Origin of the sequence: Streptomyces zaomyceticus (assembly GCF_014656215.1) — a bacterium.
In the GTDB taxonomy this organism is placed as follows: domain Bacteria; phylum Actinomycetota; class Actinomycetes; order Streptomycetales; family Streptomycetaceae; genus Streptomyces; species Streptomyces zaomyceticus.
In genome coordinates this window covers 1-17380 of the sequence record NZ_BNBZ01000026.1, presented here as the reverse complement: position 1 = coordinate 17380, position 17380 = coordinate 1, and the positions used below count along the sequence as shown (strand labels likewise).

General features: G+C 73.1%; 12 protein-coding genes and 2 pseudogenes. 8 read left to right on the top strand and 6 right to left on the bottom strand.

Features of this window, described 5'->3' with window-relative positions; genetic code table 11:
* Nucleotides 1-110 precede the first annotated feature (110 nt).
* Entirely contained in the window at nucleotides 111-1082 is a 972-nt protein-coding gene (locus IE311_RS27560; protein ID WP_229902200.1) for a GntR family transcriptional regulator, read from the top strand.
* 283 nt (nucleotides 1083-1365) lie between these two features.
* Entirely contained in the window at nucleotides 1366-3057 is a 1692-nt protein-coding gene (locus IE311_RS27555) for a WD40 repeat domain-containing protein (RefSeq protein ID WP_189834533.1), read from the top strand.
* Nucleotides 3058-3090: 33 nt separating this feature from the next.
* Here IE311_RS27555 and IE311_RS27550 read toward each other — a convergent pair whose 3' ends face one another.
* Both IE311_RS27550 and IE311_RS27545 read right to left on the bottom strand, forming a co-directional pair.
* Complete coding sequence (locus tag IE311_RS27550) at nucleotides 3091-3879, bottom strand: hypothetical protein (RefSeq protein ID WP_189834532.1); 789 nt, start codon at nucleotides 3877-3879, stop codon at nucleotides 3091-3093.
* A gap of 313 nt (nucleotides 3880-4192) precedes the next feature.
* A complete protein-coding gene (locus IE311_RS27545; RefSeq protein WP_189834531.1) occupies nucleotides 4193-5890 on the bottom strand; it encodes a PucR family transcriptional regulator in 1698 nt (565 codons plus the stop codon).
* Between the two features lie 307 nt (nucleotides 5891-6197).
* Between IE311_RS27545 and IE311_RS27540 the strand changes: the two genes are divergently transcribed.
* From IE311_RS27540 to IE311_RS27520, 5 genes are all read left to right on the top strand, one after another.
* Nucleotides 6198-7088, top strand: a complete 891-nt coding sequence (locus IE311_RS27540) for an FAD binding domain-containing protein (protein ID WP_189834530.1) — start codon at nucleotides 6198-6200, stop codon at nucleotides 7086-7088.
* 2 nt (nucleotides 7089-7090) lie between these two features.
* Nucleotides 7091-7687 carry a (2Fe-2S)-binding protein gene (locus IE311_RS27535; protein ID WP_189834529.1) on the top strand — a complete coding sequence of 199 codons (597 nt, stop codon included), beginning with the start codon at nucleotides 7091-7093 and terminating at the stop codon, nucleotides 7685-7687.
* A 2-nt stretch (nucleotides 7688-7689) separates the two neighbouring features.
* On the top strand, nucleotides 7690-10089 hold the full coding sequence (locus tag IE311_RS27530; protein ID WP_189834528.1) for a xanthine dehydrogenase family protein molybdopterin-binding subunit: 2400 nt from the start codon (nucleotides 7690-7692) through the stop codon (nucleotides 10087-10089).
* 288 nt (nucleotides 10090-10377) lie between these two features.
* A complete protein-coding gene (locus tag IE311_RS27525) occupies nucleotides 10378-11844 on the top strand; it encodes an NCS2 family permease (RefSeq protein WP_073906836.1) in 1467 nt (488 codons plus the stop codon).
* A 43-nt stretch (nucleotides 11845-11887) separates the two neighbouring features.
* The gene (locus IE311_RS27520) at nucleotides 11888-13024 is read left to right on the top strand and encodes an XdhC family protein (protein ID WP_189834527.1); all 1137 of its coding nucleotides are present in this window, start codon (nucleotides 11888-11890) and stop codon (nucleotides 13022-13024) included.
* A 93-nt stretch (nucleotides 13025-13117) separates the two neighbouring features.
* Here the strand turns inward: IE311_RS27520 and IE311_RS27515 are convergent, their stop codons facing one another.
* Nucleotides 13118-14431, bottom strand: a complete 1314-nt coding sequence (locus IE311_RS27515; protein WP_229902199.1) for an ROK family transcriptional regulator — start codon at nucleotides 14429-14431, stop codon at nucleotides 13118-13120.
* 164 nt (nucleotides 14432-14595) lie between these two features.
* Nucleotides 14596-15201, bottom strand: a complete 606-nt coding sequence (locus IE311_RS27510; RefSeq protein WP_189834526.1) for a TetR/AcrR family transcriptional regulator — start codon at nucleotides 15199-15201, stop codon at nucleotides 14596-14598.
* A 115-nt stretch (nucleotides 15202-15316) separates the two neighbouring features.
* Here IE311_RS27510 and IE311_RS27505 point away from each other — a divergent pair, with 115 nt between their 5' ends.
* Complete coding sequence (locus IE311_RS27505) at nucleotides 15317-16465, top strand: acyl-CoA dehydrogenase family protein (RefSeq protein ID WP_189834525.1); 1149 nt, start codon at nucleotides 15317-15319, stop codon at nucleotides 16463-16465.
* A 178-nt stretch (nucleotides 16466-16643) separates the two neighbouring features.
* Here IE311_RS27505 and IE311_RS27500 read toward each other — a convergent pair.
* Nucleotides 16644-17225 (bottom strand): annotated as a pseudogene (locus IE311_RS27500) (ankyrin repeat domain-containing protein); the annotation flags it as partial.
* A 65-nt stretch (nucleotides 17226-17290) separates the two neighbouring features.
* Nucleotides 17291-17380: pseudogene (locus tag IE311_RS27495) on the bottom strand (heme-binding protein); the annotation flags it as partial.

The window sequence follows — 17380 nt, the reverse complement described above, 5'->3', positions numbered from 1 at the left end:
CCACGGAGGGGGCGGCCCCGGCACCTTTGATGTCGGTGTGTTCGCCTATGGTGCACAGAGGACCCGGGTGATGCGAGCCGGGCCCGGCACAAGGCCGCAGGAGGACCCGGGTGGAGCAGGGCGCAGCGCGCGAGCGGGCGACGGAGAGGCCGTCCCCGCCGTTCGGCGACGCCGCCCGCGTCCCGGAGCAGGCCCGTGGCGCGGGGTCCCCGCCGCGGGATCCCGGGCCCATCGACGGCCCGGCACGCGCCGACGACGGCGACGGCGATCCGGTCCGCGGCGCCCACCGGACCCGTGGCGCCGAGCGGCCCCCGGCCACCGGCGCCTTCGGCACCGCCCCCGCCACCGGCGCCTTCGGCACCGACCCGGCCACCGGCAGCTTCGGCACCGCCCCGGTCCGACGGGCCGAGGACGCCCGCGGCGAGCACACCCACGGCGAAACCGCCGCCCCCGCCTCCCGGGTCGTGCGGCACTCCGTCCGCAGCCAGATCCTCGACGCCCTCCGTGCCGCCCTCGTCGGCGGCGAGCTCGTCCCCGGCGAGGTGTACTCCGCGCCCGCCCTCGGCGAGCGCTTCGGCGTCTCGGCCACGCCCGTCCGCGAGGCCATGCAGCGCCTCGCCGTCGAAGGCGCCGTCGAGGTCGTGCCGAACCGCGGCTTCCGCGTCGTCGAGCGCACCGCGCGCGAACTCGCCGAACTCGCCGAGGTCCGCGCACTCATCGAGGTCCCCGTCATGCTGCGGCTCGCCCGCACCGTCCCGGCGGCCCGGTGGGCCGAGCTCCGCCCGCTCGCCGAGGCGACCTCGACCGCCGCCGCCCGGGGCGACCGCGCCCACTACGCCGAGGCCGACCGGGCCTTCCACCGGGCCGTCCTCTCCCTCGCGGGCAACCAGCAGCTGCTCGCCGTCGCCGACGATCTCCACCGGCGCTCCCAGTGGCCCCTGATCAGCGCCCCCACCGTGCGCCACGGTGTGCTCGTCGCCGACGCCGCGGAGCACACCGCCCTGCTCGACGCCCTGATCGTCCAGGACCTCACGGTCGTCGAAGCCCTCGTCCGGGAACACTTCACCGGCTCGAACGCCTGACCCGCGCGGCCCGCCGGGGTCGCCGACCATGCCGGCCGCTCGTGGGGTCCCGCAGGCGCACCTACCGGTTCGGACCCGAGCGGGCGGAGGGCGCCGCCCGGGTCGCGCCCGGCCGGCCCCGGGTCCGCGCGGCGCGCGGCGACCCCGATCTCCGAGCCGCCCCGGGACCTTCGCGGAAGCTCCCGGGAGACCGCCTCCGCCGACCGGGGCGTCCCCGGGGCCCGCGCCCACTAAGGTCGTTGACGTCAGCCGCCCGCACCGCGTTTGCCCGTGAGGTGTCCCCATGCCGTCCGCGACCCCGTCCCCGGCATGGGACGGACGCCGACCCGCCACCGGTACGGAGGCCGAGGCCACGGCCCTGCTCGGCTGGCTGACCGATCCCGAGGCGCCCCGGCTCTGCCTCGTCACCGGAGCCCCCGGCAGCGGCAAGACGGCGCTGCTCGGCTGGTTCGCCAAGCACGGCCCGCGGGCCGGCCGGCCGCGCCGCCGGACCGCCCGGGTACTCGTCCCACTGGCCGGACAGAGCGCCCTCGGCGCGACCTGGACGATCGCCGACCGCCTCGGCGTGGTGGCCAGGTCGCCCGGCGACCTCGTGCACGCCCTCGCCACCAGTGAGGCCCGGCCCGCCGGCCGCGCCGTCCTTCTCCTCACCGATCTGCACGCCGCCGCCGAGCCCGCCGCGCTCACCGATCTCATCGCCGAGCTCGCGGGCGTCGGCCGGGTCCGTCTCGTGGTCGAGGCCCGCAGCGGCACCCCGGCCCCCGCCGCACTGCGCCGCACCGACCGCCGGGTCGCCGTCGTGGACCTCGACGGCGACACCGAACCCGCCGGCCCCGCCGCCCCGGAGCCGCCGGGGCCGCTGCCGGACCTCTCCGACCCGGTGGCCGTCTGCACGGCGGACCCGCTGCTCGTCACCACGGCCTATGTCACCGGCTCCGCCGCCGCCGGACTGCCGGGCACCCTCGACGGACCCGAGGTGCCCTCCCGTCCCGGCGAGAACGCCGCCGAGGACCACGGCGGACTGCGCGCCGCCTGGATGCGGGCAGGGCAATCGCTCTGCCGCGAACAGGGCGCGGAAGAAAGGGCGTTGGTACTGCTCTCGGCGCTCGGCGACGGCGCCGACCCCCGGCTGCGCCCCGCGCTCGCCGAACTCGCGGAGGGCTCGCCCTGGCGGCTCTGGTGGGCCCGGCACCGGGGCGATCTCACTCCGCCCTGGCCCGGTCCCGTCACCGTCCTGGGTTCGGCGGGCGGGCCGCTGGAGGGAACGCTCCTCGTGGGCGACCGCACCGGCGCCGTACGGCTCCTGCACGAGGCCGACGCGAGCCCGGCGGGACGCCTGGCCCACACCGTTCCCGGCCGGGTCACCGCACTCGCGCCCGCTCCCGACGGAACGGTGCTGCTCCTGGACGACCGGGGAAGGCTGCACACGGTACGGGGGGCGGCGCCGCGTGCCCCGTACCTGGAGCGCCTCACGGAGGCCGTCTCGGCGACGCTCGCCCGTCATCCCGGTACGGCCCTCGCGGCGATCGCCGGCTCGGTGGTGGTGGGGGACCGGCTCGGCTCCGTACACGCCTTCGGTCTGCGCGGGCTGCACCAGGCGGCCTCGCACAGCGGGCGGGTGGCGGCGGTCTCGGCGGTGGACTCCGAGACCCCGTTCGTCTGTTCCGGCGGTGTCGACGGGACGGTCCGGCTCTGGACCCCGGGCCGTGACCCGCGCCCCGAACCCCTCGCCGAACGCCCCTCGCCGGTGGTCGCCCTGCACGCGACGGAGACCCCGCACGGACCGCTGGTCGCGGTGGCGTGGGGCGACGGTCTCGTCGAACTCCACCGCCCGGAGGGCGGCCGGACGCTTTCGTTCCGCCCGGGCCCCCCGGTCCGTGCGGTCGCCGTCACCGGCGCCGGCTCCCTGCTCGTCGGCACCGACGAGAGCCTGGTCTGTCTGGTGCCGAAGCGCCCCCCTCGGCGTGAGAACTGAGAGACCGTCACCGGTCCTGCTTCGGAGGGGACTTCAGGTCGCGGGCCGGGGCATCAGCTGACTCGCGAGCCAGGTCGGCACCCCGCCCAGAAGGCGGAAGAGGCGGCGGGCCTCGGCGCGCAGACGGCCCGCCTCGGGTTCCGTCTCCGTGGTCGCGAGCGCGGTGAGGGCCGGGGCCGTACCGACCAGGTAGCCGAGCTCCTCCCGGATGCGGAGCGACTCCGCGAAACCGTGCCGGGCCTCCGCCAACTCGCCTTCCCGCAGGGCGAGTCCGGCCAGATGCCGCCAGGTGGAGGAGAGCAGCAGCGAGTCCCCCTGCGCGGTGGCACCCGCGTGGGCCCTGCGGTACGCGGCGCGGGCCGCCTGCGGGGAGTCGCCGAGGTTCTGTGCGATCAGCCCGCGCCGCAGGTCGAGCAGGGGGCGGCCCTCGGCCGAGGGCGCGATCAGGGCCGCTGCCCGGCCGAGCGCCATCCGTGCCTCGTCGGCCCGGTCGCGCACCCCCAGCAGCGTCGACGCGTAGGCCAGATACCCGCGTTCGCAGGCGGCGGCCCCGCGTTCCTCGTCCGTTCCGGCCACCGCCTCGGCCGCCCGGAGCGCCTCCTCCGCGTCGGCCCAGCCCTGTTCGGTGTAGAGGCAGCGCTCGATCAGCAGCGCGGCCCGTTCGAGTGCGGCGGCGGGTTCCGTCGCGTGCGGCGCGAGCAGCGCCGCCGCGTCCGTCCAGCAACCTCGGGAGCGGAGCCGCCATATGGCGGTCTCCACGGGAGTCTCCTTGCCGTAGGCGAGGGACGGATCTTCTCCGCCCCTTGATTCGGAACCAGACATGGCGGTGTCCGCCACATTGCCCTCCCCGAGCGCGCCATTGAGCTGTTGAGTGAGAACCGCATCTCAGCACGAAGGGCAGTACCTGGCCAAGGGGTCAGGTGAAAGATTTCACAAGTGTCCGATGCATCGAGCCACCGCTCCCCGGACCGGGTCCGACAGGCCGTCAGATCGCCCCGGGGCCCGTGATCAGGCCCCGGCGGGGCCCGTCGGCCGGCCCGGCGGACAGGCCCCCACCGGCCCGGACCTCACTCCACCGGACTCAACCGAAAGGGTGAATCCCGAACCGCTCGATCAGTTCGTCCGCAGGGCTCGATCAGCTCATCCGCAGGGCGAGGAAGAAGTCGAGCTTGTCCTCCAGACGGGACAGATCACGGCCGGTGAGCTGCTCGATCCGGCCCACCCGGTAGCGCAGCGTGTTCACGTGCAGGTGCAGCCGGGTCGCACAGCGGGTCCAGGAGCCGTCGCAGTCGAGGAAGGCCTCCAGGGTCGGGATCAGCTCCGCCCGGTGACGACGGTCGTAGTCGCGCAGCGGGTCGAGCAGCCGGGCCGTGAAGGCCCGCCGGACGTCGTCCGGGACGAACGGCAGCAGCAGCACGTGGGAGGCCAGCTCGTGGTGGCCCGCGGCGCAGACCCGGCCCGGCCGGGCGGCGGCGACCCGGCGGGCGTGCCGGGCCTCCTCCAGCGCCCCGCGCAGGCCCTCGGCCGAGTGCACGGCCGCGCTGACACCGAGGGTGAGCCGCCCGTCGTCGGCCAGACCGGCCGAGAGCGGGGCCCGTACGGCGGCGAGCAGCGCGTCCGCGTGCAGACCGAGAGCGGGGGCCGGGCTCTCGTCCTCGCTGTCCGGCAGCGGCCCCGCCGCCAGCGGCACCAGGGCGATGGCCTCGTCGCCGCTGTGGGCGACCGCGATCCGGTCGGCGGACTCGGCGCCCACGGTCGCCGGGTCGACGAGGATCTCCTCCAGGAGCGCCTGGGCGACCGGGCCGCCGTCCACGGCGGTGCCCTGACCGGCCTCCTGCTCCCATTCGACCCTGGCCACGACCACCTGCCAGTGCGGGGCCGTGCCGAGCCCGGGCAGCAGCACCGGGGCGGCGACCCGCAGCCTGGCCGCGATCTCGGCGGGCGCGGCACCCGTCTGCACCAGCTCCAGGACCTCCTGGGCGAGCCGGCGCCGTACCGTACGGGCGGCGTCGCGCCGGTCCCGTTCGACGGCGATCAGCTGGGTGACGCCCTGGAGCAGGTCGAGCCGGGCGGCGGGCCAGTCACCGGCGTCCGCCTCGACGGCGAGCAGCCAGTCCGAGAGGACCGTCTCGCGCACGTCCCGGGAGGCGGGGGCCGCACCCCGGCCGGTGTTGCGGATCGGGAACAGCGAGTACGCCGTGCCACCGGTGCTCAGCCGGTGCGGGCCCCGCCGGCCGGTCCGGGTGGCCGCCAGGTGCTCGCCGGCCAGGGTGGCGGCGAGCGGGGCCGGGAGGGGCTCGCCCGCGCCCGCGATCTGGCGGCCGGTGGGGGAGAGGACCCAGGCCCGCAGGTCCAGGTCCGAACCCAGCAGATCGAGGACCACCTCGGGGCCGCCGCCCGCCGGTCCCGAGGTCATGAGCCGCCGGTGCCGGTCGACGACGGCCGCCAGGTCGCCCGCCCGCTCGCCGGAGACCTGTCGAACAACGTGCTCGGTGATCGTCGCGAACGCAACCGTCTCGTTCACCGCGAAGAGGGGCAGCCGATGGCGTGAACACGCCTCTACGAGATCATCGGGGATGTCGCCCAGCTCCGCCTCGCCCGCCGCCAGGGCGGCGACCCCGGCCGAGGCCAGGATCCGGGCGAAGGGCTCGGCGTCGGCCGGCTCCCGCAGCCAGGCCAGACCGGTGAGCACCAGCTCGCCGCCGGACAGATACCGGCTGGGATCCTTGAGGTCCGTCGTCATCACGCCGCGGACGGTGCGGTCCAGCTCGTCCTCGCCGCCGAGCAGGCGCAGCCCGAGCGCGTCGTTCTCCAGCAGTGCGCGCAGCCGCATCGTGTCGCCGCCGTTCCTTCGTCAGTGGGTGGTGGGGTTGTCGCGTTGTCGACGGTGGCGTGTGGCCACCGTTTCCAGGGGAAAACAGCGAGGTGACTGTTCCCCGCCTTTCGTTCGAATCTACAAGACGACGACGGGACCCAGCCAACTCCTTCATGTTTTCGGTGACTGCACCCGGGCGATCGTGGCTTGTGTACTAGGCCACACACCGCGTGAACAGCACATGAACGTGAAGTCGAGGACCGGCCGTCCCCCCGGAACCCTGCGCACGCCCCCCGATCACCAGAATCACTAGAAGAGAGCCACCATGGACTTCCTTCGCCCCGCCAGCTGGGAGGAGGCGCTCGCCGCCAAGGCAGAGCACCCCACGGCCGTGCCCCTTTCGGGTGGCACGGACGTCATGGTCGAGATCAATTTCGACCACCGGCGGCCCGAGTACCTCCTGGACCTGAACCGCATCGAGCTGCTGCGTGAGTGGGAGGTCGGCGAGGAGAACGTCCGCCTCGGCGCCGCCGTTCCGTACACCCAGATCATGGAGAACCTGCGGACCGAGCTGCCCGGTCTGGCACTCGCCTCGCACACCGTCGCCTCCCCGCAGATCCGCAACCGCGGCGGCGTCGGGGGCAACCTCGGCACCGCCTCGCCCGCCGGCGACGCCCACCCGGCCCTGCTCGCCGCGGGCGCCGAGGTCGAGGTCGAATCGGTGCGCGGAAACCGCTTCATCCCGATCGACGAGTTCTACACGGGTGTGAAGCGCAACGCGCTCCAGCCCGACGAGCTCATCAAGACCGTCCACATCAAGAAGGCGGACGGCCCCCAGCAGTACTCCAAGGTCGGCACCCGCAACGCGATGGTCATCGCGGTCTGCGCCTTCGGCCTGGCCCTGCACCCGGAGACCCGGACCGTGCGTACCGGCATCGGATCCGCCGCACCCACCCCGATCCGCGCCAAGGAGGCCGAGGCCTTCCTCAACGCGGCACTGGAGGAGGGCGGCTTCTGGGACAACGGCAAGATCATCACCCCGTCGATCGCGAAGCAGTTCGCCGACCTCTGCTCGGGCGCCGCCAACCCGATCGACGATGTCCGAGGCACCGCCAAGTACCGCCGCCACGCCGTCGGCATCATGGCCCGCCGCCAGCTCGGCTGGACCTGGGAGCAGTACCGCGGCACCGGCCGCACGCTTGAGGGAGCTGCATAACCATGCGCGTCAATTTCACGGTCAACGGACGTCCGCAGGAAGCCGACGACGTCTGGGAGGGCGAGTCCCTCCTCTACGTCCTGCGTGAGCGGCTGGGGCTTCCCGGCTCCAAGAACGCCTGCGAGCAGGGCGAATGCGGTTCCTGCACGGTCCGCCTGGACGGAGTGCCGGTCTGTTCCTGTCTGGTCGCCGCCGGACAGGTCGAGGGCCGCGAGGTCGTCACCGTCGAGGGTCTGGCGGAGTTCGCCAAGGAGCGTACGGAGCACGCCGGTTGCGCCTCCGGCACCTGCGGCACCTCGCTCGACGCCGCCAAGAAGTGGGAAGCCAAGCCCGGCCAGGACTCGCAGACCGGTGAGGGCGTCGAACTCTCCCCGATCCAGCAGGCGTTCATCGACGCCGGCGCCGTCCAGTGCGGCTTCTGCACCCCCGGTCTGCTGGTCGCGGCCGACGAGATGCTGGAGCGCAACCCGTCCCCGACGGACGCGGACATCCGCGAGGCGCTCTCCGGCAACCTTTGCCGCTGCACCGGTTACGAGAAGATCCTCGACGCGGTCCGCCTCGCGGCCGCTCGCCAGGAGCGTCAGGGAGAGGCGGTCTGACGATGGCTCAGAACACACGCACCGTTCCGGTGGGCACGCCCACCGACGTCACGCAGAACCACGTCAAGGGCGGCATCGGCGAGTCCACGCTCCGCCCCGACGGCACCCTCAAGGTCACCGGCGAGTTCGCGTACTCCTCGGACATGTGGCACGAGGACATGCTGTGGGGCCAGATCCTGCGGTCCACCGTCGCGCACGCCGAGATCGTGTCCATCGACACGACGGAGGCCCTCGTGATGGACGGCGTCTACGCCGTACTGACCCACGAGGACCTGCCGGCCGCGAAGAACTACGGCATGGAGTTCCAGGACACCCCGGTCCTCGCCTACGGCAAGGTCCGTCACCACGGTGAGCCGGTCGCCCTCGTGGCCGCCGACCACCCGGAGACCGCCCGCCGCGCCGCCGCGAAGATCAAGATCGAGTACCGGGAGCTCCCGGTCATCACGGACGAGGCCTCGGCCACCGCTCCGGACGCGATCCTGGTCCACGAGGGCCGCGACGACCACCACTCGGGTCATGTCCCGCACCCGAACATCGTGCACCGCCAGCCGATCATCCGCGGCAACGCGACCGAGGCCGCCAAGCGGGCCGACGTCATCGTCACCGGCGAGTACACCTTCGGCATGCAGGACCAGGCCTTCCTCGGCCCCGAGTCCGGCCTCGCCGTACCGGCCGAGGACGGCGGCGTCGACCTCTACGTCGCCACCCAGTGGCTGCACTCGGACCTCAAGCAGATCGCGCCCTGCCTCGGCCTGCCCGAGGAGAAGGTCCGGATGACCATGGCCGGCGTCGGCGGCGCGTTCGGCGGCCGCGAGGACATCTCCATGCAGATCCTCGCGTCCATCCTCGCGCTGCGGACCGGCAAGCCGGTCAAGATGGTCTACAACCGCTACGAGTCCTTCTTCGGGCACGTCCACCGGCACCCGGCGAAGCTCTGGTACGAGCACGGTGCCACCAAGGACGGCAAGCTCACGCACATGAAGTGCAAGATCGTGCTCGACGGCGGCGCCTACGCCTCGTCCACGGCGTCGGTCGTCGGCAACGCCTCGTCCCTCTCGGTCGGCCCGTACGTCATCGAGGACGTCGAGATCGAGGCGATCGGCCTCTACACCAACAACCCGCCCTGCGGCGCGATGCGCGGCTTCGGCGCCGTCCAGGCCTGCTTCGCGTACGAGGCCCAGATGGACAAGCTCGCGGCGAAGCTGGGCATGGACCCGGTGGAACTGCGCCAGCTCAACGCCATGGAGCAGGGCACGATCATGCCGACCGGCCAGGTCGTGGACTCGCCGGCGCCGGTCGCCGAGCTCCTGCGTATCGTCAAGGCCCGCCCGATGCCGCCGGAGCAGCAGTGGCTCGCGGCCGGCGAGGCCGCGGACGTCCGCGCCCTTCCGGGTGGCCTCTCCAACACCACGCACGGCGAGGGTGTCGTCCGAGGTGTCGGCTACGCCGTCGGCATCAAGAACGTCGGCTTCTCCGAGGGCTTCGACGACTACTCGACCGCCAAGATCCGCATGGAGGTCATCAACGGCGAGGCCGTCGCCACGGTCCACACCGCCATGGCGGAGGTCGGCCAGGGCGGCGTCACCATCCACGCGCAGATCGCCCGCACCGAGCTCGGTGTCCAGCAGGTCACCATCCACCCCGCCGACACCCAGGTGGGCTCGGCCGGCTCGACCTCCGCGGGCCGTCAGACGTACATGACCGGCGGCGCCATCAAGAACTCCTGCCGCATCGTCCGCGAGAAGGTCCTGGAGATCGGCCGGCGCAAGTTCGGCTCGTACCACCCGGCGTGGGCCAACGCCGAACTCCTCCTGGAGGGCGGCAAGGTCGTCACCGACGGCGGCGACGTCCTCGCCACCCTCGCGGACGTCCTCGAGGGCCAGGCCGTGGAGGTCGAGGAGGAGTGGCGGCACCGCCCCACCCAGGCCTTCGACCTCGTCACCGGCCAGGGCGACGGTCACGTCCAGTACGCCTTCGCCGCGCACCGCGCGGTGGTGGAGGTCGACACCGAGCTCGGCCTGGTCAAGGTCATCGAACTGGCCTGCGCGCAGGACGTCGGCAAGGCGCTCAACCCGCTCTCCGTGGTCGGCCAGATCCAGGGTGGCACCACCCAGGGCCTGGGCGTCGCGGTGATGGAGGAGATCATCGTCGACCCGAAGACCGCGAAGGTGCGCAACCCCTCCTTCACGGACTACCTCATCCCGACCATCCTCGACACGCCGACCATCCCGGTCGACTACCTCGAGCTGGCCGATCCCAACGCGCCGTACGGCGTGCGGGGCATCGGTGAGGCCCCGACCCTGTCGTCCACCCCGGCCGTCCTCGCGGCGATCCGGGCCGCGACGGGCCTGGAGCTCAACAAGACGCCGGTCCGCCCCGAGGCGCTCACCGGCACCCTGTAGGACTCTCCGGGCGGTCCGTGCCTCCCACGGAACGTCACACTTCCCCGCCCGTACCGCCCGGAGTCACCCCAGCAGTACCCCGCAGTACCAGCACCATCAGCAGTGCCCCGCAGGACCAGCAGTACCCGCAGTGCCCCGCAGTACCGCAGTACCGATCCATTCCGTTCGCCTCGGGCCGTCCCCCGGGTCGTGCAGCCCACGCAGCATCCCAAATCCCGCATTCTTCACCAGATCGAAGTCCTTCGAAGTCTGACGCGGGTGCCCCTTTGAACCTTGGGAGTAGGCCCCATGACCCAGTCGTCTGTGGAGCCCAAGACCGCTTCGGAGGACGCGGGCTCCGGCTCGAACGTCCCCGCCGGCCGCTCTTGGCTCGACCGGTACTTTCACATCTCGGAGAGAGGATCCACCGTCGCGACGGAGATCCGCGGCGGCGTCACCACCTTCATGGCGATGGCGTACATTCTCCTGCTCAACCCCCTGATCCTCGGCGGCAAGGATGTGGACGGCAACGTCCTCAGCCAGCCCGCACTCATCACCGCGACCGCGCTCGCCGCCGCCGTGACCACCCTGCTGATGGGCTTCTGGGGCAAGGTCCCGCTCGCCCTGGCGGCCGGTCTCAGCGTCTCCGGCGTGCTGTCCTCGCAGGTCATCGCCGTCATGACCTGGCCCCAGGCGATGGCCATGTGTGTGGCCTACGGTGTGGTGATCTGTCTCCTGGTGGTCACCGGCCTCCGTGAGATGATCATGAACGCGATCCCCTTGGCGATCAAGCACGCGATCACCATCGGCATCGGTCTCTTCATCGCGCTCATCGGCTTCGTCAAGGCGGGCTTCGTCCACGAGAACCCCTCTCCCGGCGGTGGCCCGGTCGTCCTCGGCCCGGCCGGCGAGCTGGCCGGCTGGCCGGTCCTGATCTTCGCCTTCACCCTGCTGCTGATCTTCGCGCTCCAGGCCCGCAACGTGCCCGGCGCCATCCTGATCGGCATCGTGGCGGGCACGGTCATCGCCGCCATCGTGAACGCCGTCGGCGACCTGCCGGCCAAGGCCTGGTTCTCCGGCCCGCCGGAGCTCAACGGCAGCGCCGTCTCCACGCCGGACTTCTCACTCATCGGTGAGGTCTCCTTCAGCGGCTGGGGCGACGTCGGCTACATCACGATCACCATGATCATCTTCACTCTGGTGCTCGCCGGCTTCTTCGACGCCATGGCCACGATCATCGGCGTCGGCTCCGAGGCCAAGCTCGCGGACTCCCAGGGCCGGATGCCCGGCCTCTCCAAGGCGCTGTTCATCGACGGTGCCGGCGGTGTCATCGGCGGCGGCGTCGGCGGCTCCGGCCAGACCGTCTTCGTCGAGTCGGCCACCGGCGTCGGCGAGGGCGCCCGTACGGGTCTGTCCTCCGTCGTCACGGGCGCCTTCTTCGCGGCCTGCCTCTTCTTCACCCCGATCACCGCGATCGTCCCGGCCGAGGTCGCCTCCGCCGCCCTGGTCGTCATCGGCGCGATGATGATGCAGAACGCCAAGCACGTCGACTGGAGCGACCGCTCCGTCGCGATCCCGGTGTTCCTCACCGTGGTCCTGATGCCCTTCACGTACACCATCACCACGGGTGTCGCGGCCGGCGTCATCTCCTACACCGTCATCAAGACGGCGCAGGGCAAGGCACGCGAAGTGGGCGCCTTCATGTGGGGCCTGACCGCGATCTTCATCGTGTTCTTCGCGATCCATCCGATCGAGAGCTGGCTGGGCGTCAGCTGACGCCCGTACCGTCACCCTCCACACACGTATCGAGGAGTTCGAGATGCTGGACATCGCCGAGGAGCTGCAGCGGTGGGTCGAGCAGGGACGCGAGTTCGCCGTCGCCACGGTCGTGGCGGTCGGCGGGAGCGCGCCCCGGCAGCCGGGCGCCGCGCTCGCCGTCGACAGCGACGGCACGGCGATCGGCTCGGTCTCCGGCGGATGTGTGGAGGGTGCGGTCTACGAGCTGTGCCAACAGGCCATCGAGGACGGGAAGACCGTCGTCGAGCGCTTCGGCTACAGCGACGAGGACGCCTTCGCGGTCGGTCTGACCTGCGGCGGTGTCATCGACATCCTCGTCACCCCGGTCCGCGGCGGGGTCTTCCCCGCCGCGCTCGCGGCCGCCTCCGCCGGGGAGGCCGCGGCCCTGGCCCGGATCGTCTCCGGCCCCGAGGACCTCATGGGCCGGGCGCTCCTGGTCCGCCCCGACGGCGCGTACGAGGGGAAGCTCGGCGGTCACCCTGAGCTGGACCGCACCGCCGCCGCCGAGGCCCGCGCGATGCTCGACGCGGGCCGTACCGGCATCGTCGAGATCGGCGAGGACGGCAGCCGCTGCGGACAGCCGCTCACCCTTCTGGTCGAGTCCTCCGTGCCCGCGCCCCGCATGATCGTCTTCGGTGCCATCGACTTCGCCGCCGCCCTCGTCCGGGTCGGCAAGTTCCTCGGCTACCACGTCACCGTCTGCGACGCGCGGCCCGTCTTCGCGACGCCGGCCCGCTTCCCCGAGGCCGACGAGATCGTCGTCGAATGGCCCCACCGCTACCTGGCGTCCACCGAGGTGGACGGCCGCACCGTGCTCTGCGTCCTGACCCACGACGCGAAGTTCGACGTGCCGCTCATCCAGGCGGCCCTCAGGCTCCCCGTCGCCTACATCGGCGCGATGGGCTCCCGCCGCACCCACGAGGACCGCAACAAGCGCCTCCGCGAGGTCGGCGTCACCGAACTCGAACTGGCCCGGCTGCGCTCCCCGATCGGCCTCGACCTGGGCGCCCGTACGCCCGAGGAGACCGCCCTGTCGATCGGCGCCGAGATCGTCGCCAACCGCCGGGGCGGCACCGGCACCTCGCTCACCGGCGCCCACACCCCGATCCACCACGACGGCCCCCGGCAACCGGACGGCCGCATAGGCTCCGTCGCCTGACGGCCCCGGCCCGGCGCCGGTGCGGTCCCCGGGAGGCGACGGCGGTTCCGTCGCCCCCGCGGAAGCGGAAGTCCGGCCGGAGCGGGCGCGGGGTCAGTGCGGCGCGCCCCTGCCCCGTACGGCCGACGCCCAGGCCGGCTGTTCCTCGTCCGCCTCGGCCTCGGCCCGGCGCCCGCCCCGGGCGAAGAAGTCCGCGAGCGGCAGGATCGCCGCCCCGACCGTGACCGCGTCGGGGCCCAGCGTGCCGAGGGAGATGCGGACCCGGGCCGCCGGGTACTTCAGGGCGTACTCCGTGGCGTACCCCTTCACCGTCTCCAGGAAGGGGGCGCCGAGCTGGAGCCCCGCCCAGCCGCCGACGAGGATGCGCTCGGGCTGGAAGAGGTTGATGAGGTCGGCGAAGCCGGCGCCCAGGTACTCGGCCGTCTCCTCGAGGACGGCGAGCGCCGTCGCGTCGGGATCCGTCGTCGCGTCCGCCGGGTAGGCGGCCGTCAGCATCGCCGTCAGCGCCGTCTCCTCGTCGGTGCCCTCCGGGGGCCGTCCGCCCGCCTCGCGCCACCGCTCGAGGAGCGCCTCGGCGCCGGCGTACGCCTCCAGGCAGCCCTGTGCGCCGCAGCGGCACCGACGGCCCCTGACCCGCACCTTCAGGTGTCCCCACTCGATCGCCCGGCCGGGCCCCATCGGGTCCGTGACCACGCAGGCGCCCACGCCCGAGCCGAAGAGGACGACGACGGCGCTGTGCGCGCCCCGCCCGGCGCCGAACCACATCTCGGCCTGGCCGAGGGTCTTGGCGCCGTTGTCGATCCAGTACGGCACCGAGGGCGGCAGGTCCACGCTCTCGCGGAGCAGCCGCTCCAGGGGCACCGCGTCCCAGCCGGTGGTCTGGCCGTGCACGACCGCGCCGTCCTCGGCGTCACGGGCGACGATGCCGGGCACGCCGATGCCGACCCCGAGGAGCTGCTCGGCGGCCACGCCGGCGGTCCGCAGCACCTCCGCGACGCCCTCCCGCACGTGCCCGACGACGACCCCGACCTCGTACCGGTCGTGGGGGTTCGGGCTGTCGATCGCCAACGGGCGTTCGGTGCGGGCGAGCTCGGTGAGGGTGAGGTCGAAGAGCTCGATCCTGACCCTCGTCTCGCCGACGTCGACGCCGATCATGCAGCCGCTGCCCGGGGTGATCCGGAGCAGGGTGCGGGGGCGGCCGCCGGCCGAGTCGACGCTGCCCGCCTCCTCGACCAGTCCCTCGGCGACGAGCTCCGCGACCACGTTGCTGACCGAGCCGGAGCTGAGGCCGGTGGCGGGGCCGAGCGAGAAACGGCTCAGCGGCCCGTCGAAGTAGAGGCGCTGAAGGACCGCGGTGCGGTTCTCGCGTCGCAGGTCACGCACGGTGCGGCCGTTCCGCATGGTCACTGGGCCCCCTGGCGAAGTAGTCCTGAGGTCAACATACCTCCGCCGGTACGCGCGGGCCTTCTTCTCTTGAGCTTTAAGCCACACCCTGAATTAAGCGCGGCGAGCCTTCAGGACCTGAACGCGGTCGCGTTGCGTGGCTCGCCGGGGCGCCCCCGCTCGGGCGCTCAGGCCTTGCGGAGGCCGCTCAGGAGGAGTTCGGCGAGCTGCTCGTACGCCTCCGCGTCGGCCAGACCGGTCGCCGAGGCCACCTGGCGCCGCTGGATCCGGACCATCACCGAGGAGATCACGTCGGCCGCGAAGGTCACGTGCACCTCACGGAAGACACCCGCCCGCACCCCCTCCTCGATGAGCTGCTGGACCCGGCCCGCCGCCGCGCGCGTGTTCCGCTCGTACACCTCGGCCGCCGGCTCGAACGCGGCCACGTCGTCGAAGAACTGCGGCGAGACCGGGGCCAGCTCTGCCGAGACCGCCCGCAGATAGGCGGCGAGCCGCTCGGCGGGGCCGGTCGCGGCGGCGAGGACCGCCTCCACCCGGGCCGTGGCACGCCGGAAGAAGTGCACGACGGCCGCCCGGACCAGCTGCTCCTTGCTCCCCGCCAGGCCGTACAGGGTCCGCTTCGAGCAGTGCAGCCGAGCGGCCAGGTCGTCGAGCGTCAGCCGGGCGAATCCCTCGCCGACGAGGAGGGCGACGAGCTCCTCGAAGAGGGCGGAGCGGCGCGCCGCGCCGCGGCCCGTCAGCTTCGGGGCGTCGGCGGCTGAGGTCTCGATCACCCGGTCAGTATTCCAGGCCGGGATTCCGGGGGGTTACGGCGAAACCCTTCTGCGCTACGCTAAGCGGTACTGCAGTACCTTCCGCAGTACCACTTTGCGCGCCGATGGAGACGCCATGGATGTCGACCGCCTGCTTCCCACCCCCGAGGCAGCGGACCTCATCGCCCTCACCAGGGAGATCGCCGACAAGGAGCTCTCTCCCAAGGCGGACGAGTACGAGGCCACCGAGACCTATCCCGAAGGGCTCTTCGCCACCCTCGGCGAGGCCGGGCTGCTCGGCCTGCCGTATCCCGAGGAGTTCGGCGGCGGAGGCCAGCCGTACGAGGTCTACCTCCAGGTCCTGGAGGAGCTCGCCGCGCGCTGGGCGGCCGTCGCCGTCGCCACCAGCGTCCACACGCTCGCCTGCCACCCCCTGCACACCTTCGGCACCGCGGAACAGAAGGAACGCTGGCTGCCCGAGATGCTCGAGGGCCGGACCATCGGCGGCTACAGCCTCTCCGAGCCCCAGGCCGGCTCCGACGCCGCCGCGCTCACCTGCAAGGCCGAGCGGCAGGACGACGGCAGCGGCTACCGGATCACCGGCACCAAGGCGTGGATCACCCACGGAGGCAGGGCCGGCTTCTACGCGCTCTTCGCCCGTACCGCGCCCGGCAGCCACGGCATCTCCTGCTTCCTCGCCCCCGGCGCGACCGAGGGCCTGAGCTTCGGCGCCCCCGAGCGCAAGATGGGCCTCCAGGCGGTCCCCACCACCTCCGCCTACTGGGACGGCGCCCTCCTCGACGCCGACCGGCTCGTCGGGGACGAGGGCCAGGGCCTCCAGATCGCCTTCAGCGCGCTCGACAGCGGCCGTCTCGGCATCGCCGCCTGCGCCACGGGTCTCGCCCAGGCCGCCCTCGACGCCGCCGTGGCGTACGCCAACGAGCGCACCACCTTCGGCCGTCGGATCATCGACCACCAGGGCCTCGGCTTCCTCCTCGCCGACATGGCCGCCGCCGTCGACGCGGCCCGCGCCACCTACCTGGACGCGGCCCGCCGCCGTGACCTCGGCCGTCCCTTCAGCCGGCAGGCCAGCGCGGCCAAGCTCATCGCCACCGACACGGCGATGAAGGTCACGACGGACGCCGTCCAGGTCCTCGGCGGCTACGGCTACACCCGTGACTTCCCGGTCGAGCGCTATATGCGCGAAGCCAAGATCACCCAGATCTTCGAGGGCACCAACCAGATCCAGCGCCTGGTCATCGCCCGGGGGCTCGCGCAGGCGTGACGGCCGTTCAGAACGCCCCGGTACGGCTCGCTCGGCCTGTACGGCGTGTTCTGTCCGTGCGGTCCGTGCGGTCCGTGCGGTCCGTGCGGTCCGTGCGGTCCATCCGGTCTGTGTGGTCCATCCGATCCGTGCGGGCCGTCCCGGCTGTTCCACCCGCATGGCACAGGCGCCGGCCTTCGAGGAGGGCCGCGATCCCCGTCAGGCCGTGACGGACCGCGTGGTCCAGGGCCGTGCGGCCGTGCGGGTCCGGGAGCTCGGGATCGGCGCCCGCCGCCAGGAGGAGGGCGACGACGTCCTGGTGGGCGCGGCCGCCCGTGCCGAGGATCACCGCCTCCAGGAGGGCCGTCCAGCCCAGACGGTTGACGTGGTCGACGTCGACGGAGGTCTCGTCGAGGACGGCGCGGACATAGGCCACGTGCCCCCGCTCCGCCGCCGGGATCAGGACCGTTCCGCCGTAGCGGTCGGTGAGCCGGAGGTCGGGGCCGGCCGGGAGCAGGGTCCGCATCATCGCGACGCCGCCCGTGACGCCGGTGACCAGCCAGGGGCTGTCGCACCGGTCGTCCTGGGCGTTCGGGTCCGCGCCCGCGGCGAGGAGGACGCGCGCGGTGGCGACGTGGTCGTGCCGGGCGGCGCGGAGCAGCGGTGTGCGGCGGCGTTGGTCGCGGACGTCGACCCGGGCGCCCGCGGCGAGGGCCGCGCGGACGGCGACGGTGTCACCGTGCGCGGCGGCCGCCAGGAGGGTGTCTTCGAGCGCGTTCATGGCGGTGTTCCTCGTGCGAGCCAGGCGGGACTTTCCGGACACCCCCTGGCGACGGGCGGGCCGTGTTACTTGCCGAGGGCGGCGACGCCGGCCTGGGCGAACTTCTCGTCGAGGTCGCCCGAGGGGGCGCCGGCGACGCCGATGCCCGCGATCGG

What these genes read in the sequence shown, in the direction of transcription:
- IE311_RS27540 (WP_189834530.1), top strand. Translation starts at nt 6,198, where the DNA reads ATGGACTTCCTTCGCCCCGCCAGCTGGGAGGAGGCGCTCGCCGCCAAG.
- IE311_RS27530 (WP_189834528.1), top strand. Translation starts at nt 7,690, where the DNA reads ATGGCTCAGAACACACGCACCGTTCCGGTGGGCACGCCCACCGACGTC.
- IE311_RS27545 (WP_189834531.1), bottom strand. Translation starts at nt 5,890, where the DNA reads ATGCGGCTGCGCGCACTGCTGGAGAACGACGCGCTCGGGCTGCGCCTG.
- IE311_RS27555 (WP_189834533.1), top strand. Translation starts at nt 1,366, where the DNA reads ATGCCGTCCGCGACCCCGTCCCCGGCATGGGACGGACGCCGACCCGCC.
- IE311_RS27505 (WP_189834525.1), top strand. Translation starts at nt 15,317, where the DNA reads ATGGATGTCGACCGCCTGCTTCCCACCCCCGAGGCAGCGGACCTCATC.
- IE311_RS27535 (WP_189834529.1), top strand. Translation starts at nt 7,091, where the DNA reads ATGCGCGTCAATTTCACGGTCAACGGACGTCCGCAGGAAGCCGACGAC.
- IE311_RS27520 (WP_189834527.1), top strand. Translation starts at nt 11,888, where the DNA reads ATGCTGGACATCGCCGAGGAGCTGCAGCGGTGGGTCGAGCAGGGACGC.
- IE311_RS27550 (WP_189834532.1), bottom strand. Translation starts at nt 3,879, where the DNA reads ATGTCTGGTTCCGAATCAAGGGGCGGAGAAGATCCGTCCCTCGCCTAC.
- IE311_RS27525 (WP_073906836.1), top strand. Translation starts at nt 10,378, where the DNA reads ATGACCCAGTCGTCTGTGGAGCCCAAGACCGCTTCGGAGGACGCGGGC.